At 73.6% G+C, this 21,293-nt stretch carries 12 protein-coding genes and 1 pseudogene; 6 read left to right on the top strand and 7 right to left on the bottom strand.

Annotation, left to right across the window (positions count from 1 at the left end; all coding sequences use genetic code 11):
- Window positions 1-5 precede the first annotated feature (5 nt).
- On the bottom strand, window positions 6-2,741 hold the full coding sequence (locus tag ACZ4NT_RS17065) for a P-loop NTPase (RefSeq protein ID WP_121406787.1): 2,736 nt from the start codon (window positions 2,739-2,741) through the stop codon (window positions 6-8).
- Window positions 2,742-2,913: 172 nt separating this feature from the next.
- On the opposite strand from ACZ4NT_RS17065, the gene ACZ4NT_RS17060 reads away from it, so the two are divergent.
- Window positions 2,914-3,549: a hypothetical protein gene (locus ACZ4NT_RS17060; protein ID WP_467726058.1), complete on the top strand. Its 636-nt coding sequence runs from the start codon at window positions 2,914-2,916 to the stop codon at window positions 3,547-3,549.
- 103 nt (window positions 3,550-3,652) lie between these two features.
- On the opposite strand, the gene ACZ4NT_RS17055 is transcribed toward ACZ4NT_RS17060, so the two are convergent.
- Window positions 3,653-4,306 carry a class I SAM-dependent methyltransferase gene (locus ACZ4NT_RS17055; protein ID WP_467726056.1) on the bottom strand — a complete coding sequence of 218 codons (654 nt, stop codon included), beginning with the start codon at window positions 4,304-4,306 and terminating at the stop codon, window positions 3,653-3,655.
- 142 nt (window positions 4,307-4,448) lie between these two features.
- Entirely contained in the window at window positions 4,449-4,889 is a 441-nt protein-coding gene (locus ACZ4NT_RS17050) for an SRPBCC family protein (protein ID WP_121406791.1), read from the bottom strand.
- A gap of 147 nt (window positions 4,890-5,036) precedes the next feature.
- On the opposite strand from ACZ4NT_RS17050, the gene ACZ4NT_RS17045 reads away from it, so the two are divergent.
- Window positions 5,037-6,251 (top strand): cytochrome P450, encoded by a 1,215-nt coding sequence (locus ACZ4NT_RS17045; RefSeq protein ID WP_121406793.1) that lies wholly within the window; start codon window positions 5,037-5,039, stop codon window positions 6,249-6,251.
- 31 nt (window positions 6,252-6,282) lie between these two features.
- On the opposite strand, the gene ACZ4NT_RS17040 is transcribed toward ACZ4NT_RS17045, so the two are convergent.
- On the bottom strand, window positions 6,283-7,443 hold the full coding sequence (locus tag ACZ4NT_RS17040) for a magnesium and cobalt transport protein CorA (RefSeq protein ID WP_121406795.1): 1,161 nt from the start codon (window positions 7,441-7,443) through the stop codon (window positions 6,283-6,285).
- 444 nt (window positions 7,444-7,887) lie between these two features.
- Between ACZ4NT_RS17040 and ACZ4NT_RS17035 the strand changes: the two genes are divergently transcribed.
- Entirely contained in the window at window positions 7,888-8,964 is a 1,077-nt protein-coding gene (locus tag ACZ4NT_RS17035; protein ID WP_467726053.1) for a winged helix DNA-binding domain-containing protein, read from the top strand.
- A 503-nt stretch (window positions 8,965-9,467) separates the two neighbouring features.
- On the opposite strand, the gene ACZ4NT_RS17030 is transcribed toward ACZ4NT_RS17035, so the two are convergent.
- On the bottom strand, window positions 9,468-12,281 hold the full coding sequence (locus ACZ4NT_RS17030) for a helix-turn-helix transcriptional regulator (protein WP_467726051.1): 2,814 nt from the start codon (window positions 12,279-12,281) through the stop codon (window positions 9,468-9,470).
- 910 nt (window positions 12,282-13,191) lie between these two features.
- On the bottom strand, window positions 13,192-14,040 hold the full coding sequence (locus ACZ4NT_RS17025; protein ID WP_467726049.1) for a helix-turn-helix transcriptional regulator: 849 nt from the start codon (window positions 14,038-14,040) through the stop codon (window positions 13,192-13,194).
- Window positions 14,041-14,141: 101 nt separating this feature from the next.
- Here ACZ4NT_RS17025 and ACZ4NT_RS17020 point away from each other — a divergent pair, with 101 nt between their 5' ends.
- Both ACZ4NT_RS17020 and ACZ4NT_RS17015 read left to right on the top strand, forming a co-directional pair.
- Window positions 14,142-15,845 carry an AMP-binding protein gene (locus ACZ4NT_RS17020; protein WP_467726047.1) on the top strand — a complete coding sequence of 568 codons (1,704 nt, stop codon included), beginning with the start codon at window positions 14,142-14,144 and terminating at the stop codon, window positions 15,843-15,845.
- On the top strand, window positions 15,842-17,491 hold the full coding sequence (locus ACZ4NT_RS17015) for an AMP-binding protein (RefSeq protein WP_467726045.1): 1,650 nt from the start codon (window positions 15,842-15,844) through the stop codon (window positions 17,489-17,491). The genes ACZ4NT_RS17020 and ACZ4NT_RS17015 overlap by 4 nt, the downstream gene beginning before the upstream one ends.
- A 24-nt stretch (window positions 17,492-17,515) precedes the next feature.
- Here ACZ4NT_RS17015 and ACZ4NT_RS17010 read toward each other — a convergent pair.
- Window positions 17,516-17,899, bottom strand: a pseudogene (locus ACZ4NT_RS17010) (hypothetical protein); the annotation flags it as partial.
- Between the two features lie 989 nt (window positions 17,900-18,888).
- On the opposite strand from ACZ4NT_RS17010, the gene gcl reads away from it, so the two are divergent.
- Window positions 18,889-20,673: a glyoxylate carboligase gene (gcl, locus tag ACZ4NT_RS17005; RefSeq protein ID WP_467726043.1), complete on the top strand. Its 1,785-nt coding sequence runs from the start codon at window positions 18,889-18,891 to the stop codon at window positions 20,671-20,673.
- The last annotated feature ends 620 nt before the right edge of the window (window positions 20,674-21,293 follow it).

Below are 21,293 nucleotides of genomic sequence, written 5' to 3'. Positions count from 1 at the left end.
GAGGGTCAGATCCCCTTGCGCGGACGGATGGAGGCGCCGTGCCTGCCGAGCACCGGAGTGAGCGCGGGTGCGGCACCCGACCGGAGCTCGTTCACCGCCGACTGCACGGCGCTCCAGGCCTCCTCGCCCTTGAGCGGCGTACTGCCGCAGGCCTTCACATAGCGGTCGTGGCGCCCCAGATGCGTGCTCTCGCGCTTGGTGCGGCGGCGGTCCGACACGAGCCCCACGACGCCTCGCAGCGCGTCGAGACAGACGGAATCCGCCGTCTGCTGGTGCAGCGTCGTGAGCGCCACTCCCATGTTCAGAAGGGCGTTGACGACCGAGCTCTCCCGGGTGGCCAGCCTCAGGGCCACACTGTCGAGGAGCACGTTCGCGGCGTGGTCGCCGGCCAGCCCGGCCGCCGTGCCCCACTCCTTCATCAACGTGGCGTCCACCGCGGGTTGGGTCGGGTCCGCCCAGGCCTGCTGGGCGGCGCGCAACGCCTCGTCCAGACGTCCGGCCCGGCGCAGGGCCGCCATGTGACTGGTCCGGTAGCTGAGCCGCGTGGGTGCGGCGGCGACGGCCGCCTCACCCGCTGCCACGGACTCCTCAGGAACCTTGAGCCGGGAGGACAGGTAGGCCACCGAGTACAGGTCGTCGTCCAGCGGGCCCGTCACACTGGACAGCGAGACCGCCGCGCGCACCAACGTGGCCACGAGGGCGGGGAGTTGCTCCGGATCGCGCTCCCGGGTGATGTCGAGCGCCGCCTCGGCGATGGAGAGATGGCGTACCCAGACGTCGCTGCCCTCGCCCGACACGGCCGCCTCCAGGCCGAGCGGCTGCTCCACGGCCCAGCGGTAGTCGCCGGGCTGCAGACCGGCCGCCCGGGTCAGGACCCGTACCGACAGCGGCCTGGCCCCTGCGGTCCTCGGTTTGAAGGCTGCGTGCAGCACCGCGATCATCAGGAAGGTCTCGCGCAGGGAGCTGTTCCCGAAGCGGGGGTATGCGTCGCTGTCCAGCTGTTCCAGCAGGTCCTTGACGTGGTCGCGCAGCAGCGGCCCGTACCGCGCCTGCAGCATCGCGCCGATGAGCGCCCCGTCCTCGTTCCGGCCAGTGGACGCGGCCGCCAGGGCGACCAGCCTGCCCGCCCGCTCGGCCTCGGGTGTTCTGGCCAGCTCACGCAGGGCGTTCATCGCCGCCCAGGCGGTCACCAGGGCGTGTCCGTCCTCGGGCGTCAGGCCGACGGTGGGCAGGATGTCGGTGTACGCGCCCAGCAGGTGCTGCGCGCCGCGGTAGCCCCACTCCCGTTCCTGGGCCGCCAGCAGGACCCGGATGTCGTCCCGGCCCTCCGAGCGGCAGCGCGCCATGAGCTGCCGCAGGTCGTCGATGACCAGAGCCCCCTCGTCGGTCGCCAGCACGATGTGATGGCCGTCCCGCGGCGGCAGGGCCAGGACGGCGTCGGGATCGAGGGCGGTCCCGGGCTCCTTCCAGTGCACGGACACGTCGGAGCGCGAGCGGGCGAGGTCGGCGGTGGCCTGCCGGAGCGCCATGGACTTCCCGTCGCCCATCGGGCCGACCGCCGCCACGATCCGCTTGCCCCCGGCGCCCGTGCCGCCGTTCAGGCACGCGTCCATCGCCTCGGTGAGCCGGGTGGCCAGCGACAGCCGGGGGATCCGGGGGTCGAGCGCGGTCGGCCAGAGCGGCTGGGCGCCGTCGAAGAAGGCCAGCACGTCGCTCTCCGGGACGGTCCGGCTCGTTGCCTCCGCCAGGAAGGAGGCGTCCAGGCCGACCCACCCGTCCAGTGCCGGCAGGGGAGCCGCGGCCAGGTAGCCGTCGCACAGCCGGGGCAGGACGTCGTTGGCGTCGATGCCGTGGTAGAAGGCGATCCGGGGCGCCGAGCGCAGCTCGTCGAAGAGGCCGTCCGCGAAGTCCGCCTCGCGCAAGGGAGCGTACGAGCACCAGATCAGGTCGATCCCGCTCATCTCCTTCTGGCGGGCCCGCGTGCGCAGCGACTTCGAGAACGCGTCCGCCCAGCCGCTGTAGCCGATGACGACCACGGTGTGGTCGCGGAGCGACTCCATCAGGCTGCCGTCCAGCTCGGGCCGTTCCTCCGTCAGCCTGCCGATGGTGTGCAGCGTGTCCCCGAGACGCCAGTAGCCGTGCACGTGGGTGATGTCGACGGAGTCCTCGTACTCGCCCCGGTGCAGGACGCCGTCACGGTCGAGGTACTGGGGGTTGGGGCGGGCGCCCGCCCGGCGCACGGCGACTTCGAGCAGCGGGTCGAAGTTGGTGGTGATCACCGGACCCCGGCGCTCGCGCGGCAGGAAGCGCAGCAGGGTGCCCAGCGCGGCGACGGCGGGCGTCAGGGTCCACTGGCCGGCATCGAACTCGAGTTCGCGCAGGGCGCTTTGGTCCCGCCGCTCCACGAGGGCCTTCCTGGCCGCGATGTCCATGGAGGAGCAGGCACGCATCACGGCCAGCCTGATGACCTTGTTGAGGTGGTCCTGGTCGCGGTTGCGCAGCAGGAAGCCGGCGGCCTGCTGGTACTTCTCGCTGTCGGTGGGTGCGACGACCTCCTGGTCGAAGCGGCGGATGGCCTCCTCGTCCTCCAGGCTCCCGCGCATCGCGCCGAGGATCGCGCTCACGCCGTCGACGGCCCCGAGACTGATGCCCGCTCCGGTGATGAACGCGACCGGCTTCTCCCCCTTGAGCAGCAGCCACTTCAGGCGGGACACCAGATCGTCCGCCGAGCCGATTTGCACCCCGCCGATTTCCACTGAGCCGCCCCCGGTGTGTGGTTCCCGAGCAAGCAGTGTAGAGCGCGTCACGGGGGGTGGGCTGCGGCGAACCGGGCTTGCTCCACCGCACCGCGGACGGCATGGTAGACAGCCGGTCTGCGACTCAGGACGTCAAGGACCAGTCGGGGGAGAGCAGTTGAGCGGATCGAACACGGACCCGGACGTCACCGAGGACGACGCGGAGGCCACGCGGTGTCTCTCGCCGGCCGCCACCACGGCGTTGGGCGTCTTCCTGCTGGCCGAGGTGGTTCTCGTCTGCGGGGCGCTGATCAGTCTCTGGCCGGTGGTCCTCGTCCTCGTGCAGCCCGAGACGCAGGAAGGCCCCACCGTCGACAAGTGGTCGCCCTTCGGGTTGGGGGACTGGTCGCTCACCGCCGACGCGGCGATGCTGTTCGCGGTGATCCTCTCCAGCGCCCTCGGCAGCTTCGTCCACGCAGCCACCTCCTTCGCCACCTACGTGGGCAACCGGCGCCTGTACGCGAGCTGGCTCTGGTGGTATCTGCTCCGGGCCGGGATCGGTGTGGCGCTCGCCCTGCTCGTCTACTTCCTGCTGCGCGGCGGCCTGTTCGCCGGCAGTTCGGGTGCCGGCGCGACGAACCCGTACGGCTTCTCCGGGATCGCGGGCCTGTGCGGCCTGTTCTCCAAACAGGCGGCGGACAAGCTGCGCGAGATCTGCGACACGATCCTGAGCACCGGACGGGACGGCGACCGCGACCGCGAGGACAAGCTGGCCGCCCCCCATGGCGAGCGGACCGACCCGGGGCTGCCCTGAGCCACCCGGCCCCCGGCCCTGGGCCGTCCGCCGGTACCGGCCTGTGCCGCCCCGGTCCCGGTACGGCCCGGCGCGCGTCCCTCCGGCCGGGGCGAGGGCCCTCTCACCGGTCCCGGCGCATCAGCAGGAAGGCCTGCGGGGTCTTCTCCGTCGCGTCGGCGCCCCGCACGAGCCGGGCGACCTCGGTGAACCCCGTTGCGCGGAGCAGCCCGGCGACGCGGGCGGGCGGAAAGCGGTGGACGTCGAGCGAGAGCCGATGGCCGTAGGCGTACTCGAGCCGGACGCGCTCGTCGCCGACCTTGAACGCGAGGAGCAGATGTCCGCCCGGCGCCAGCACCCGCCGGAACTCGGCGAAGAGCAGCGGGAGTTCCTCCTGCGGCGTGTGGACCGTGGAGTACCAGGCGAGCGCGCCGGCCAGGGTGCCGTCCTCGACGGCGAGCGCCGCCATCGACCCCACCTCGAAGCGCAGCCCGGGGTGACCGCGCCGGGCCACCGCGACCATCTCCGGCGACAGATCGACCCCGAAGACGTCCAGCCCCAGCGCATCCAGGTACGCCGTCACCCGCCCCGGCCCACAGCCGAGGCCGCCGACCGGTCCGCCCCCGCCGTCGCGTACGCACGCGGCGAACGCGGTCGGCACGGCCCGGTCGAAGGGCTTGTGCGCCAGTTCGGCGCTCAGGAGCCTGGCGTAGTCGGCCGCGACCGTGTCGTACGAGGCGCGGGTGCTGTCGAGGTGGGCCGCGGCGGTCTCCGTCATGGCGCACGAGCGTAGACGGAGCCTCCGACAGCGGCCCCCGCCTCGGCGACCGCCGGGCCGTGCGGTCCCGCGCGGCCCTCCGTGCCCACCGTCCTCCGCCCGGCGTGCCCGGGGCAGGCCGGGTGATCGGGCGGCACGGGCCTCAGGCGTGGGCCAGCAGGCCCGTCATCGCGCGGCCGAACATGCTGCGGCCCGCCCACGCCAGAGCCCCGTCGAACAGGCGGGGCAGCCGGCGCACCCGCAGGTCCTCCCGCCAGATCACCCGGGCGCCCCCGGGCCCGTGCGCGTGCACTTCGATCTCGGCCCACCCCGTCACGAGGGAGCCGCGCTTGACCAGCCTGCAACGGCCCGGCCGGTCCTCGCCCGGGACCTCCCAGATGACGACCTCCATCGGGTCGTCGAAGGTGAGCGGGCCGACCCCCGTGCGGGCCACGAAGGAGGTGCCCTCGCCCGTGGGCGGGGGAGTGAGCACGGTGACGCGGGTCAGCGGCACCACGTCGGCATGCCGCTCCCACCGCGTGAGGCGGCGCCAGGCTTCGGACGCGGGGACCGGGGCGACACGTTCCAGGACGAAAAGGACCACGAGGTGATCGTATGCCGAAAGGCGCGCGCACGGGCGTCCGGACGAGGGAGCCGCCGGGTGGAGCCGGGCCGGAAGCCGCCTACCGTGCGCCGCGGGGGCGCGGGACGATGGGCGCGACCCGCGCCCGTCGCCCGAGAGGCTGCTCCTGTGGACCGCGAAGCGCACGGCAGGCTCGACGGATTCCAGCGCGATCCCTACCCCCTCTACGACCGCGCGCGGCACGCGGAGGGCCTGCTGCACGTCGCCGAGCTGGACGCCTGGCTGGTGGCGAGGGACGAGGACGTACGCGAAGTGCTGCGCCGCCCCGACGACTTCTCGTCGGGCAACGCGCTGCGCCCGGACGTCGCGCCGTGCCCCGCCGCGCTGGCCGTCCTGGGCGGCGGCTTCGGTGGGCGGCCCGTCGTCGTCACCACGGACGGCGCCCGCCATCACGCCCTGCGCGCTCCCATCGTCCGGGGCCTGTCGGCCGCGCGGGTCGAGGCCGTGCTGCCGTACGCGGCCGAACGGGCCGCCGCGCTCGTCGACGGGTTCGTGAAGGAGGGCCGTGTCGAGCTGATGTCCGCGTACGCGCGGCGGCTGCCGGGCGAGGTCGTCGGGCGGATCCTCGGCCTCGCCCCCCGTGACGTGCCGGTGGTGGTGCGGGCCGGCCACCGTGCCGAGGAACTCCTCTTCCGCCCGCTGCCCGAGGACGAACAGGTTGCCGCCGCCCGGGACGTGGTGGCCGGGCAGCTTCTCCTCGACACGTGCGCACGGGACCGGCGGGCCCACCCGCGCGACGACCTGATCACCGAGCTGGTCGCCTCGTCGGCCCCGGGCACCGGCGACCTGACACCCGATCAGCGAAACGAGGTCGTCGGCCGGCTGCAGAACCTCTTCGTCGCCGGTCATCTGACGACGGCCGCGCTGATCGGCAACGCGGTCCTGCACCTGGTACGCCATCCCCGGCAGTGGGAGCTGCTGTGCGCGGAGCCGGACCGGATACCGGCGGCCGTCGAGGAGACCGCCCGCTACGACAGCGTGCTGCAGGGGTTCCGCCGGATCACCACCCGCCCGGTCACCCTCGCGGGCACCGAACTGTCCGCGGGGACGGCCGTGTTCGTCGCCTTCGGCGCGGCCAACCGGGACGGCGCCCGCCATCCGCGGCCCGACGAGTTCGACATCACCCGTGACCCGGGCCGCCACCTCGCCTTCGGCCTCGGCGTGCACAGCTGCCCGGGCTCGCACCTGGCCCGTGAACAAGTCCGCCTGACGCTTGAACAGCTGACCACGCGTCTGCCGGGCCTGCGAGCCGCGGACGGTCCCGTCGTCATGCGCCCGACCCTGATCCACCGCTCCCCGGAGGCCCTGCACCTCGTCTGGTGACGCCGTCGGACCGCACCGGCCGGGCGCGCGCTCAGAGCCAGTCGCGGCGCTTGAAGATGACGTACAGGCTGGTGCACACGACGGCCATGAGGACGATCGCGAAGGGGTAGCCGAGGAGCCAGTGCAGCTCCGGCATGTGGTCGAAGTTCATGCCGTAGATCGTGCCGACCAGCGTCGGGGCGAAGAGGATGGCGGCCCAGGAGGAGATCTTCTTGATCTCCTCGTTCTGTTCGAAGCCCGCCTCCGCCAGCGCGCGCATCTCCGCGTTCTGCTGCTGGGTGACCAGGGTCGCGTTGACCGTGAGGATGTCCGCGAGGGCCTGGCGGAAGCCGTCGACGCGCTCGCTGGTGTGGGTGACGTGGTCGGCGACGTCGCGCAGGTACCGCTGCAGCTCCTCGTCGGTGCCGTACTTGGCGAAGCCTGCCATCAGGCTGTGCAGCATGCTCACCAGCGGCCGGGTCGCCCGCTGGAACTCCACCATCTCCCGGGACAGTTCGTAGATACGGCGGGACACCGCCGGGTCGCCGCGGAAGACCTCGGTCTCGATCTCGTCGATGTCGTTCTGCACGCCGGTGACGACGGGGACGTAGCCGTCGACCACGGAGTCGAGGATCGCGTACAGCACGGCCTCGGGTCCGAGGCCCAGCAGCTCCGGGGTGTCCTCCATGCGGCGGCGGACCGCCGAGAGGTCGGGCGCGGCGCCGTGCCGGACGGTGATCACGAAGTCGGGGCCGACGAACACATGCAGCTCGCCGAAGTCGACCTCCTCCGGCGCGTCCAGATAGCGGGCCGCTCGCAGGACGACGAAGAGCGTCTCGCCGTAGCGCTCCAGCTTCGGGCGCTGGTGGGCCTCCATCGCGTCCTCGACGGCGAGTGGATGGAGGTCGAACTCGGCGGCCAGGGAGACGAGTTCGTCCTCCGTCGGGCGGGCCAGGCCGATCCACGCCATGCCGTCGGGTTCGTTGCGCAGCTCACGGAAGGTGTCGGCGAGCGAGGCAGGCGTCGAGACGCGTACACCGTCGCGGTAGAGCGCCGCCTGGACGACGCTGCCGAGCTCGGCGGGGTCCACCGCCGCCGGGGCGGGGTCCGGGGCACCCTCCTTCGCGGGAGGCGCGGACGGCGGCGCCAGTGCGCGGCGCCAGCCGGACTTCCTGGCGCTCCGCGCGTCCGGGCGGGCACGGCGGTCCGTCATCGTGCTGCCTCCCGTCCTCGACCTGCGCCGGTCTGATCACCGAGCAGGATATACGGGGTGAAGTGCGGCGGCGCGGGGGTCGGGGCCCGTACGGAGCCGGGCCGGACGCGTCGAAGGCAGGAGGCACCGGCGTCTTGCGGACAGGAGGTGTCCGCAAGAACCGCTAGCGTGCGGAGCATGACGAAGAGGCCGGGCACGACGGGGACACCGGACGGCACACGGACGCCGGACGCGGCCGGGAGACCGCGCGGGACGGGCACGCCGGGCGGGACGCAACCCCCGAAGGGAACAGGTACGTCGAGCCGGTCGGGCACGCCGGGCGCGACGGGCGCGGCGGGGACACCGGATACCGCCGGGGAGGCGAGCGGAGGAGGGGCGCCGGGCGGGACGCCGCGGACCGGCGGCGCGCGGACCGGGGTCGGCGGCACGGGCAGGGGCGCCCCGGTGCTCGGCGTCCGCGCGCTGAACCGCGCCACCCTCGAACGCCAGCTGCTGCTGCGCCGCTCCCCACTCGGTGCCGAGGACGCCGTCGGACACCTCCTCGGCCTCCAGGCCCAGAACGTGAAGCCGCCCTACTACGCGCTGGCCGCCCGCCTGGCCGGGTTCCAGCCCGAAGACCTGTCGCGGCTGATGGCGGACCGCGAGGTCGCCCGCATCGTCACCCTGCGCTCCACCATCCACACCCACACCGCGGAGGACTGCCTCACCCTGCGACCGCTGGTGCAGGCCGCCCGCGACCGGGAGCTGAACAGCTTCCGCAAGGGGCTCGCGGGCGTCGACCTGGACCGGCTCGCCGGCCTCGCCCGCGAACTCGTCGAGGCCGAGCCGCGCACGATGAAGCAACTGCGCGAGGCACTGCTCGTCGAGTGGCCGGACGCCGACCCGTTCGCGCTCTCGGTCGCCGCCCGCTGCCGACTGCCGCTCGTGCAGGTCACCCCGCGCGGGCTCTGGGGCCGCAGCGGCCAGGTGGCGCTCACCACCGCCGAGCACTGGTTCGGCCGGCCGGCCGAACCAGTGCCGGCACCCGACGCGACCGTGCTCCGCTATCTGGCCGCCTTCGGACCGGCCTCCGTCAAGGACATGCAGACCTGGGCCGGTCTGACGCGGCTGCGCGAGGTCTTCGACCGGCTGCGCCCCGAACTGCTCACCTTCCGCGACGAGAACGGCGTCGAGCTCTTCGACCTGCCCGACGCACCCCGTCCGGACCCGGACACCCCGGCGCCGCCGCGCTTCCTGCCCGAGTTCGACAATCTGCTCCTCTCGCACGCCGACCGGTCCCGGGTGGTGCCCGCCGACCTCAAGGGGCGCACCTGGCGGGGCAATCAGGCGTACTGCACGCTGCTCGTCGACGGATTCCTGGCGGGCGTGTGGCGCCAGCAGGGCGACGAACTCACCATCGAGCCCTTCGGCACGCTCACCGGCGCCCGGCGGGACGAGGTCGTGGCGGAGGCCGAGCGGATGCTCGGGGTGGTGGCCGGCGCGGGGCCCCACGCCGTCCGCTTCGGGGCTGTGGCGTCCTGATCGGCAGCGGCTGCCGCCGGCCGGAAGAGAAGGCGAGCGGGAGACGGCGTGCCCGGCAGGGCCTCTCCCGCGGCCGGGCAGGCGGAGGGGGAATTGGAAGGGAGGCGCCGCGGGCCGCTCGTGGAGGCCCGCGACGCCCCCCGGTTCATACCTGAGGGGTACTCAGGACATCGCTGGACACCGCGAGTCGGCCTGCCCGGTCACCGGGAGGGGGAGGGTCTTCTCGGTGGTCGCGCCGGGCATGGGTCTCCTCGGGTGCTGCCGGTGGGGGAACGCACGGGTGGGGGGTGCAGCACGGCGCCGGCGGGCCGGTTCCGTGTGCCCGTGCGAGCGGCACACCCTCACGCTAGAAGCCCCGGCCCCGCCCTCCCAAGGGTCTGCGCCCCTAGGCGGGCCGGGAAGGGAAAACCCTCGGTCGCCTCCGGCAAACCTCCGAACGGCCGGCCGTGCCGGGCCCGGGTCCCGCACCGGTGTCGCCGTCGCGCAGGGCCCGTCCGCCGGCGTCACCCGTTGCGGCCTCCGGCCGCCAGCCGGACGATGTCCACCCGTGAGCGGATCCCCAGCTTCCGGTAGACCCGGGTCAGCGTCGCCTCGACCGTCTTCACGCTGATGAACAGCCGGCCCGCGATCTCGCGGTTCGTGGCACCCTCCATCACGAGCGCGGCGACCTGGCGTTCCGTCGCGGCCAGCGCGTCGAGCGCCACGGACGCGACCACCGGAGCGACCGGTGTGGGACTCGCGGCGGCCTGCTCGACCTGGCGCAGCCACGGCAGGGCGCGGCAGCGCCGGAACAGCCGAGCAGCCTCGTCGTACGGGGCCGGACCCGGCCGGTGTGCGCGCAGCGCGGCCAGAGCGAACGCCGCCCGAGCCTCCTCCAGCCCGTAGCCCAGCTTGGCGAGCCGATCCTGCGCCGACGCCAACTGCCTCACCGCGGCGTCGAGTTCGCCGCGCGCCGCCCGCGCGAGGGCCTCGGCGCGGTCCAGCACCGCAAGGACGCTCTCCCGCCCGAGCCGCAGCGCGCGGACGCGGGTGGTGTCGATGACGTCCTGCGCCTCCGCCGGTTCGCCGATCCGCACCAGCGCCTCCGCGAGATCCCCGTGCCACCGGCCACGCGCCGGATCGGTGACCCCGAGGCTCTCCTCCAGTTCCCTGACGCGCCGCAGTGCCTGTACGCAGGACGGGGCGTCCCCCGCCACCAGGTGGGCGTGCCCGAGGGCGCCCAGCGCACGCGACAGATAGACCAGGTCGCCGTCCTCCTCGGCGCGCTCCACCGCCTCGCGGGCCAGCGCGAGCGCCCGGTCCAGGTCGCCGCCCGCGGCCTCCGCGAGGGAGGTGAACATGGCCGTGGCCGCCTCCCCGATCCCGGTGTCCCGGGCCAGCCGCAGGCTCTCCCGGGCCAGGTCGAGGGCTCGGCCGCAGTGCCCGGACCGCAGCTCGGTCTCGGCGAGCCCGCGCAGGAAGTGCACCTCGCTCTCGACCATCCCGCGCCGCCGCACCTCGCGCAGCAGCGCGGTGATCGTCGTCCGTGCCTCGGCGAGCCGGTCGCCCATGATCAGCCAGCGGAAGCGGACCGCCCCGGCGCCGTTGTGATCGCAGGCCACCCGGGGGTCCTGCGGCTCCCGCATCGCCCGCTGGATGGTCGCGGGCGCGTCGGAGTGCCCCATCAGCGTCTCCATCTGCGCCTGGAACGCCAGCGCGAGGAGTTCGGTGCGCCGGTCCCCGGCCCGCCCCGCCAGCTCCGCGGCTCGCGCCGCCTCCTCGCGGCCCTTCGCCGTCTCGCCCTCCAGGAGCAGCGCCCGCCAGGCCAGCTGGTAGCGCACGAGAGCGAGCAGACCCGGGTCGTCGCCGGCGTCCGCGAGGGCCTGCGGGAAGACCGCGTCGACCTCGGCCATGGCCTGCCCGGCCGCGTCGATGACGACCATCCAGGCCCGTACCCGGTCGGCCGCCCCCGTGGCCCGGCCGAGGACCTCCCGGGCGATGTCCCGCGCGAGGTCCGTCTCCCCGGCGGTCAGCGCGTCCTCCGCCGCCTGCAGCCGCCGCTCGTCCGGGCCGGGATCGGTGTCGGCGGGGGTGTGCCGGGCGGCCAGCAGCCCCAGTCCCGCGGCGACCGAGGGCGCTCCGCGGTCCCGGGCCACGGCCGCGGCCTCACCCAGCCGGGCGGCCACCTCCGCGTCGGCGCCGGTGGTGGCCAGGGCGAGGTGCCGGGCCCGCTCGATGGGGTCGGAGGCCGCCGTGGACAGCGCGGTGTGGGCGGCGCGCCGCTCCTGCGGGGTCGCCTCCGCGTACACGGCGGCCGAGATGAGGGGATGCGCGAACCGGATACCCGGCCCCTCCCGCTCCGGGGCCAGCAGCCCCAGCTCGGCGGCCGACGCGGTCTCCGTCTCGGCGTTCTCGCGTCCCGCGGCGGTGAGCAGCGCCTGGGTGGGGCGGGCGCCGGCGCTGGCGACGAGCAGGGTGCGGCGGGCCTCGGCCGAGAGCATCCCGAGGCGGTGCAGCACCAGGGCGCGCAGCGACGTCGGCACCGGCAGGGGCTCGCCGGGCCGCGGGGCCGTCGGGTTCTCCGCCAGGGCCCGGCCGAGCTCCAGCGCGAAGAGGGGGTTGCCGCCGCTGGTGCGGTGGATCTCCCGCACGGTCGACCGGGGCAGGCCGGTGTAACCGCGGTGACCGAGCAGTTCGGCGACCTGCCCGCGGGAGAGCGCGTTGACGCGGACGGCGAGCGAGTCCGGCGGCAGCGCCCGCAGATGCGGGTCGTGTCCGCTGGTGTCGGGCTCCGTCTCGGTGCGCACCGCGCAGAGCATCTGCACCGGCATCTCGCCCAGGCGGCGGGCGGCGAAGCCGAGCAGCTCGGTGCTGGCGGAGTCCAGCCACTGGAGGTCGTCGGCGACGATCAGCAGGGGACCGCGGGTGGCCAGCGCCCGGAGCACGGACAGCACCGCGAGCCGCAGGGCGAGTCCGTCGCGCTGCAGGGTCGATTCCCCGCGGCCGGTGAGCGCGGACTCCAGGGCGGTGCGCTGCGGGGCGGGCAGTGCGTCGGACACCTCGTCCACGACGAGACCGAGCAGATCGGCCAGCGCGAGGAACGGGAGATGGGATTCGGACTCGGTCGCGGAGCAGCGCAAGACGGTCCGGGCGGCATCGGCGTATTCCGCGGCCAAGGCCCGCAATACGGTCGACTTTCCTATTCCCGCCGGTCCGTGGACGAGCACGCTGCCCCCGCGGGAGAGCTGTTCGCGCGCGCCCGCGAAGAGCTCGTCCCGGCCGATGACCACGTCGGGGCGGGATCTCGTGGGCTCCCTGGAGTCCCCTGTCACGGTCACCGCTCCCCTCGTGCGTCGCGTTCGGGCCAATATTAGGCAACGAACCCTTGAAATTCGGACGGTCGCGGAGGTGAGGGAAATAACAAGAGCCCCGCATAAGGCATTTCAACGCCGTCCGTAATGAATGGGCAACATCCGGCCCCACCGGAATCACCGCCCACGGCGGCCGCGAGCGCCACGACGGCGGGCGCCCTGCGGCGGCGTCCCCGCCCGTTGCCCGCGAGGACGGCGGGCCCGACGGCGTCGGCTCCGCAGCCCGCGAGGACGGGGGCCCCTGCGGCGGCGTCCCCGCCCGGGGGGGGCGGGGGGACGGCGAGCCCCTGCGGCGGCAGCGGGTCCGTCGTGCCGTGAGCGCGGCGGTACGGGGTGCGGCTCCTGTCCGTGGAGCTGCGAGCGCGACGGACGTTCGCGGCGGCACCGCTGCCCGCGGGGACGGCGGCCCCGGCGGCGTCGGCTCCGCTGCCCGTGAGGCGACAGGCCTCGGGCGGCAGCCGCCCGTGGAGCCGCGAGAGTGCCGGGCCTCTGTGGCGGCAGCACCGCCGGTCGTCCCGCGAGGGCGGCTGCCCCGCCGTGCGGCGGCGGGCCCCTGCGGCAGCAACACCGCCCACGGGCCGGGCGCACCGGACCCACGGCAGCAACGCTGTCGGATCCCGGAACGTGCGCTTCCCGCCCGTGGAGCCGCGAGGACGACGGGGGCCCCTGCGGGGGGGGGGCAGCCCCCGTCAGGCATGCCGCAGGGTGACAAGGCCCCCGGTGGCAATCGCGCCGTCGTCACGGCGAGGGCCGCTCCCGCCCGCGTGCCGCGAGGACGATGCGACCTTGCGGAGGCGGCCCCGTCCACATCCGTGCAGACCGCCGCGGCCGCGCGGCAACCTCGGGGACGACGCCGTCGTACGGCAGCGGCCCCGGCCTACGGAAGCAGACCCGCCCGGCGGGCCGCGGCGACGGCCTCCGTACGGGTGTGGGCGCCCAGCTTGCGCATGGCCGACCGCAGATAGCCCTTCACGGTCTCCGGCCGCAGCCCCAGCCGGTCCCCGGCCGCCGCGTTGGTCGCACCCGCCGCGACGCATGTGAGGACGTCCACCTCACGGGGCGCCAGCGCGGGTCCGGGGGCATCGGCGGGACCGTCGGACTCGGGCGAGGCCGCCCCGGCCAGCCGCCCACAGGCCCGCAGGAGCTCGGCCCGCAGCGCCGGGTCCTCGATCCGCGGGGCCAGGGCCCGCAGCGCGCCGTGCGCCTCCCGGACCTCGTCCCACGCCGGTCCGGACGTCCCCTCGGGCGCCCGCGCGGCGGCCAGCAGACTCCGCGCCTCCTCCCGTGCGACCAGCGCCTGCTCCACGTCCCGCGCCGCCTCCACCGCCGCGGTGAGGGTCCGGTCGCCCAGCGGCTGGGCCGTCCGCAGGGCGCCGTACAGGACTCCGCGCACCCGGCGCCGTACGACCACGGGCACGGCGAGGACGGAGCACAGGCCCTCGGTGGCGACGGCGGCGTCGTACTCGTGGCTGATCTGCCGCGACGCCGAGTAGTCCGTGACCGCGCACGGCCGGGCGAGGGCGACCGCCTTGCCGCCCAGGCCGTTGCCCGATGACACCGCGAGCGCGGCCAGCGCGGCGGTCGCCGTGCCGCTGAGTACGCTGATGCGCACCTGCCGGCGTCCCGGCTCGACCAGGCCGCCGAAGGCGACCGGCAGCCCCGTCGTACGCCGCAGCCGGATCAGCGCACCGCGCATCTCGACCGCCTCGGCTGCGTCAGCTGCCACCTGCTCGCCCCTTCATCGCGGCGCACCCCCGTTCGGGGGTGGTGAGACCTGCATCACGGATTACACGATGTTAGGTGGCTGTCCGGCAACGAGGAGGACACATGACGGCGAAGACGAGCGCGACGGACGACTTCCGGACCGCACGGGACTTCCTGCTGGCGCACCGCGAGGACTACGCCGGCGCCTGCGCGGGATTCGAGTGGCCCCGCCCGGAGTACTTCAACTGGGCGCTCGACTGGTTCGACGTCATCGCGGCGGGCAACGACCGGACGGCCCTGCACATCGTCGAGGAGGACGGCGCGCACACCCGTGTCTCCTTCGCCGAGATGTCCGAGCGGTCCGACCGGGTCGCGAACTGGCTGCGGGCGCAGGGCGTCGGCGCCGAGGACCGCATCCTGGTCATGCTGGGCAACCAGGTCGAGCTGTGGGAGACGGCGCTGGCCGCGATGAAGCTGCGCGCCGTCGTCATCCCGGCGACCCCGCTGCTCGGCCCGGCGGACCTGCGCGACCGCGTCGAACGGGGCCGGGTCCGGCAGGTCGTCGCGCGGGCCGAGGACATCGGCAAGTTCGCCGAGGTGCCCGGCGACTACACCCGGATCGCGGTCGGCGGTTCGCCCGCCCGGCCGCCGTCCGCCGAGGGCGAGGACTGGCGGCGCTACGAGGAGGCGTACGACGCCCCCGCCGCCTTCGAGGCCGACGGTCCCACCCGGTCCGACGACCCGCTGATGCTGTACTTCACCTCGGGCACCACCGCCCGGCCCAAACTGGTCGAGCACACGCACACCTCGTACCCCATCGGGCATCTCGCGACCATGTACTGGATCGGGCTCCGGCCCGGCGACGTGCACCTGAACATCTCCTCGCCGGGCTGGGCCAAGCACGCCTGGTCGAACCTCTTCGCGCCCTGGAACGCGGAGGCGACCGTCTTCATCCACAACTACACGCGCTTCGACGCGGCCCGGCTGATGGCGGAGATGGACGGCGCGGGCGTCACGACCTTCTGCGCACCGCCCACCGTCTGGCGCATGCTCATCCAGGCCGATCTGAGCGGACTGCGCACCCCGCCGCGCGAGGCCGTCGCCGCCGGCGAGCCGCTGAACCCCGAGGTGGTGGAACAGGTGCGGCGCGCCTGGGGCGTGACCGTCCGGGACGGCTTCGGGCAGACGGAGACGGCCGTCCAGGTCTCCAACAGCCCCGGCCAGCGGCTCAAGACCGGCTCGATGGGCCGGCCGAGCCCCGGCTTCCGCGTCGAACTGCTGGACCCGGTGTCGGGGGCCCCGGGCGTGCCCGAGGGCGAGATCGCGCTGGACCTCTCCCACCGTCCGGTGGGCCTGATGACCGGCTACCACGGGGACGCGGACCGCACCGCCGAGGTGATGGCCGGCGGCTACTACCGCACCGGCGACATCGGCTCCCGTGACGACGACGGCTACATCACGTACGTGGGCCGGGCGGACGACGTGTTCAAGGCCAGCGACTACAAGATCTCGCCGTTCGAGCTGGAGAGCGCCCTGCTGGAGCACGAGGCGGTGGCGGAGGCGGCGGTCGTCCCGGCCCCCGACGAGCTGCGGCTCGCCGTCCCCAAGGCGTACATCGTGACGGCGTCCGGCTGGGAACCGGGCCCGGACACGGCGAAGGTGCTCTTCGAGCACGCGCGCACCGTCCTCGCCCCCTACAAGCGCATCCGCCGCCTGGAGTTCGGGGCGCTTCCCAAGACCGTCTCCGGCAAGATCCGCCGGATCGAGCTGCGCGAGGCCACGGCCGCGGGTTCTCCCGAGGAGTACCGCGAGGAGGACTTCCGATGACGAACTCCGCACCCGCGCAGGCGAGTTACACCCACGGTACGAGTGCGACACCGCTGCTCGGCGACACCATCGGCGCCAACCTCGACCGGGCGGTCGCCGCCCACCCCGCACGGGACGCGCTGGTGGACGTGGAGTCCGGGCGCCGCTGGACGTACGCCGAGTTCGGCCGGGCGGTCGACGTCGTGGCGCGCGGACTGCTCGGCAAGGGCGTGCTCAAGGGCGACCGGGTCGGCATCTGGGCGGTGAACTGCCCCGAGTGGGTGCTCGTCCAGTACGCCACGGCCCGGATCGGCGCCATCATGGTGAACATCAACCCGGCCTACCGTGCCCACGAGGTGGAGTACGTGCTGAAGCAGGCCGGGATCTCGGTCCTGATCGCCTCGCAGCGGCACAAGGGCAGCGACTATCGCGCCCTGGTCGACCAAGTGCGCGAGAAGTGCCCGGAGTTGCGCGAGACCGTCTACATCGGCGATCCGTCGTGGGATGCGCTCACCGCGGCGGCGGCCTCGGTGTCCGTGGAACAACTGCTCGCCGCGGCGGCCGGGTTGAGCTGTGACGACCCGGTCAACATCCAGTACACCTCGGGCACGACGGGCTTCCCCAAGGGCGCCACGCTCTCCCACCACAACATCCTCAACAACGGCTACTGGGTGGGCCGTACCGTCGGCTACACCGAGCAGGACCGGGTCTGCCTGCCGGTGCCCTTCTACCACTGCTTCGGCATGGTCATGGGCAACCTCGGCGCCACCTCGCACGGCGCCTGCATCGTGATCCCGGCGCCCTCCTTCGACCCGGCGGCGACGCTGCGCGCGGTGCAGCAGGAGCGCTGCACCTCGCTGTACGGCGTGCCGACCATGTTCATCGCCGAGCTGAACCTCCCCGACTTCGCGGCGTACGACCTGTCGTCGCTGCGCACCGGCATCATGGCGGGCTCGCCCTGCCCGGTCGAGGTCATGAAGCGGGTGGCCGCCGAGATGCACATGGCGGAGGTGTCCATCTGCTACGGGATGACGGAGACCTCGCCGGTGTCGCTCCAGACCCGCCGGGACGACGACCTGGAGCACCGCACCGGCACGGTCGGCCGGGTCCTGCCGCACATCGAGGTGAAGGTCGTCGACCCGGTGGACGGGGTGACACTGCCGCGCGGCTCCGCGGGCGAGCTGTGCACCCGCGGCTACAGCGTCATGCTCGGCTACTGGGACGAGCCGGAGAAGACCGCGGAGGCCGTCGACCCGGGCCGCTGGATGCACACGGGGGACCTGGCCGTGATGCGCGACGACGGCTACGTCGAGATCGTCGGCCGCATCAAGGACATGATCATCCGGGGTGGCGAGAACATCTACCCGCGCGAGATCGAGGAGTTCCTCTACGCCCATCCGAAGATCGCCGATGTCCAGGTCGTCGGCGTACCGCACGAGCGCTACGGCGAGGAGGTGCTGGCGTGCGTCATCCCGCGCGATCCCGGCGACCCCCTCACGCTTGAGGAACTGCGGGCCTTCTGCGAGGGGCAGCTGGCCCACTACAAGGTCCCCAGCAGGCTCCGGATCCTGGAGTCCTTCCCGATGACGGTGTCGGGGAAGGTGCGGAAGGTCGAGCTGCGGCAGGGGTACGGGGACCAGGGGCGCCGATGCCCCCGGAGGCCGTGACCGGGGGTCCGGCCGGCCGTGCGGTCAGGCCCGGGCGGTGACGAGCCGTTCGGCGCTGCCGTTGGCCGGCTGCGGTGTGCCGGTGAGGTCGAGGACGAAGAGCGGGACGCACAGGTCGTCGGCGCGGCTGCGGGCGTCGTCCGCGTAGCCGGCGAGCGAGAAGTACACGCACTCCGCGGACTCCGTCATGGCCGTCAGCCACAGGCACTCCACGTCCCGCAGCGAGGCCGGGCGCACGGTCGGATCGACCTGGGCCACGACGCCCTTGGCGGCGAGCCCGATCCCCGACGGGGGCCGCTGGTCGGCCCGCCGGATGTCCCGGTAGCCGAGCCACCTCAGATAGAGGGCGGCGGCGGTGACGGCGTCGCGTGCCGTCCGGATGGTGACGGGCTGGAAGGCGGCACGGCCGGCCCGGGGTGAGACGCGGGGGAGCGCGCCCCGGCGGGGGCGGGCGGACGACGCGGAGGAGCCGCCCGGTGACACGGGGGAACCATCGGCCTGTGCGGTCACGTCCGCACCGGCCCCGTCCGCTGCGGTCACCTCCGCTTCGCTCGCGTCTGCGCCGGTGGCGTCCGTGTCGGTCGCGTCCGCTTCGCCCGTGTCCGAGACGCCCGTGTCCGTGCGGGCCGTGTCCGTGCGGGCCGTGTCTGAGCCGGGAGTGTCTGAGCCGGCCGCCTCTGAGCCGCCCGTGTCCGAGTCGCCCGTGTCCGTGCGGGCCGTGTCCGTGCCGGTCGCGTCCGACCCGGCCGCGTCCGTGCCGGCCGCGTTCGTTCCGTGTCCGGCCTCCGTGCCGGCGTGGTCCGCGCCCCCGTCGGCGGCCGGGCCGGTGCGCTCCGGGCGGCGAGCCCCCGTCACCGGGATCCGCAGCGCCGTACCGCAGGGGCACCCCAGCTCCGGGTGGGGCCACTCGTGCGTGCGCCCGCAGTCACCGCAGCGGACGGTGACCCAGTCCTCGTCCCAGGTGCGGTGCGTGACGGCGACCGGCCCCGCATGGCGGTCGAGCGGGGGCGTCACGGGCGCCCCGCACTCGCACGGGTAGGACGGCGCGGCGTAGAGGTGCTCGCGCCGGCAGGCCGGGCACCGCACCGGCACGCTCTCGGGCATGGCCCACTCCAGGACTGACGTGGCATCGGGACAGCGCCCTCATCGTCCTCCTGCCGCGGCCCTCCCGGCAGCGAAACGGCCCGACGGCAGGGGCCGGTTTCCGTCAGATCCGTCCGGTACCCCGGACGGCAGCCCGCTCTTGACGGCCTGTCCGCGAGCCACTTACATTGCTTCCAGATAGTAGAAGTTACTTTCCGCAATACGGAATTCGTGATGCGGGATCCACACGGATCACCTGGCTCTCCGAGGGCGCGACGGGAGCGCGAATCCGCCGGCCGAAGCAGGAGTACTCAATGGCTCGTATGACCGCTGCCCGTGCGGCAGTCGAGATCCTCAAGCGCGAGGGCGTCAGCGACGCGTTCGGTGTCCCGGGCGCGGCGATCAACCCCTTCTACGCGGCCCTCAAGGCCGCGGGCGGGATCGGCCACACCCTCGCCCGGCACGTCGAGGGCGCCTCGCACATGGCGGAGGGCTACACCCGGACGCATCCGGGCAACATCGGCGTGTGCATCGGCACGTCGGGACCGGCCGGCACGGACATGATCACCGGCCTCTACTCGGCGATCGGCGACTCCATCCCGATCCTGTGCATCACGGGCCAGGCGCCGACCGCCGTGATCCACAAGGAGGACTTCCAGGCCGTCGACATCGCCTCCATCGCCAAGCCGGTCACCAAGATGGCGGTCACGGTGCTGGAGGCCGCACAGGTCCCCGGCGTCTTCCAGCAGGCGTTCCACCTGATGCGCTCCGGCCGTCCGGGCCCGGTCCTCATCGACCTGCCCATCGACGTCCAGCTCACCGAGATCGAGTTCGACCCGGAGACGTACGAGCCGCTGGGGGTCTACAAGCCCGCCGCGACCCGTGCCCAGGTCGAGAAGGCGATCACCCTGCTGAACGAGTCCGAGCGCCCCCTGATCGTCGCCGGCGGCGGCGTCATCAATGCGGACGCTTCGCAACTCCTGGTCGAGTTCGCCGAGTTGACGGGCACGCCGGTCGTGCCGACCCTCATGGGCTGGGGCATCCTGCCGGACGACCACGAGCTGAACGCCGGCATGGTCGGCCTCCAGACCTCGCACCGCTACGGCAACGCGACCTTCCTGGAGTCCGACTTCGTCCTCGGCATCGGCAACCGGTGGGCCAACCGCCACACCGGCAAGCTGGACGTCTACACGGCCGGCCGCACGTTCGTGCACGTCGACATCGAGCCCACCCAGATCGGCAAGATCTTCGCCCCGGACTACGGCATCGCCTCCGACGCGAAGGCCGCCCTGGAACTCTTCGTCGAGGTGGCGAGGGAGTTGAAGGCGGCCGGCAGGCTGCCCGACCGTTCCGCGTGGGCCGCGTCCGCGCAGGAGCGCAAGGCGACCCTCCAGCGCCGTACGCACTTCGACGACATCCCCATCAAGCCGCAGCGCGTCTACGAGGAGATGAACAAGGCCTTCGGCCCGGAGACCCGGTACATCTCCACCATCGGCCTCTCGCAGATCGCCGGCGCGCAGATGCTGCACGTCTACCGACCGCGGCACTGGATCAACTGCGGCCAGGCGGGCCCGCTCGGCTGGACGATCCCGGCCGCGCTCGGGGTCGCCAAGGCCGACCCGGAGGCCCAGGTCGTGGCGCTCTCCGGTGACTACGACTTCCAGTTCATGATCGAGGAACTGGCCGTCGGAGCCCAGCACCGGATCCCGTACGTCCACGTCCTGGTGAACAACGCCTACCTGGGCCTGATCCGGCAGGCGCAGCTCGGCCTGGACATCAACTTCCAGGTCAACCTGGAGTTCGAGAACATCAACTCCCCGGAGCTGGGCGTCTACGGCGTCGACCACATCAAGGTCGTCGAGGGCCTCGGCTGCAAGGCGATCCGGGTCACCGACCCGAGTGAACTCGGCGCCGCCTTCGAGCAGGCCAAGAAGCTCGCCGCCGAGTACCGGGTGCCGGTGGTCGTCGAGGCCATCCTGGAGCGCGTCACCAACATCGCGATGAGCAAGACGAACGACATCGGCAACGTCGTCGAGTTCGAGGAGATCGCGACGGAGCCGGGCCACGCGCCCACGGCGATCAGGACGTTGAAGGTCTGACCCGGCGGATCGCCACGCGTGCCCGGCGGGCCGTGCTGGAGAACAGCGGGCTCCGCGCACGGCTGCGTCAGGTGCTGGGAACCGCCGAGGACTGCCGGGTGCCGTTCCGGTGCCCGCGTTGAACGGCCGAAGGGCGGCTCACCGACCGGTGAGCCGCCCTTCCGCCTTGCCCGGGACCCGCGTGCTGCGCGGGTCCCGCCCCCGTGGTGCTTCCCCCGTGGTCGTGCGATTCCCCCGTGGTCGTGCGATTCCCCCGTGGTGCGAAGTGCGTGGTGCATGGTGCTTCCCCCGATATGAGGCCCGCCGCCCCCGTGCCGGCGGGCCTCTCTGCCGAGGATGTGCCTCGGACGGGGGGAGTTGAAGCCCCCGCACCGGTGTTCAGAGGTTGATTTGAGGGTTCCGTAGGCGATGTACGCCCGCTGGCGTACGTACGGGACCCGCGGGGGCGGACGGTATCGACGCCGCGGACGGGCACGGCAGGCACCCCTTCCGGCCGGCGGCGGCGTGCGAGGCGCTGCCCGACCGGGCCACCGAAGACGTACAGCTGCCCGCCCGGGGGGAATCGGCCGAATCATGGGACCTGGCTGTCACGCCGAGAGGTCCACGCCGAGTCGTTCGCG

The organism is Streptomyces sp. NPDC026417 (genome assembly GCF_055567695.1).
The sequence above is the reverse complement of the archived record's forward strand: the minus strand, read 5'-3'. Positions and strand labels throughout refer to the sequence as shown.

Bases quoted from the DNA above. Each gene is read 5' to 3' on its own strand.
- ACZ4NT_RS17055 (WP_467726056.1), bottom strand. From the start codon at position 4,306: ATGACGGAGACCGCCGCGGCCCACCTCGACAGCACCCGCGCCTCGTAC.
- ACZ4NT_RS17040 (WP_121406795.1), bottom strand. From the start codon at position 7,443: ATGACGGACCGCCGTGCCCGCCCGGACGCGCGGAGCGCCAGGAAGTCC.
- ACZ4NT_RS17015 (WP_467726045.1), top strand. From the start codon at position 15,842: ATGACGAACTCCGCACCCGCGCAGGCGAGTTACACCCACGGTACGAGT.
- gcl (WP_467726043.1), top strand. From the start codon at position 18,889: ATGGCTCGTATGACCGCTGCCCGTGCGGCAGTCGAGATCCTCAAGCGC.
- ACZ4NT_RS17020 (WP_467726047.1), top strand. From the start codon at position 14,142: ATGACGGCGAAGACGAGCGCGACGGACGACTTCCGGACCGCACGGGAC.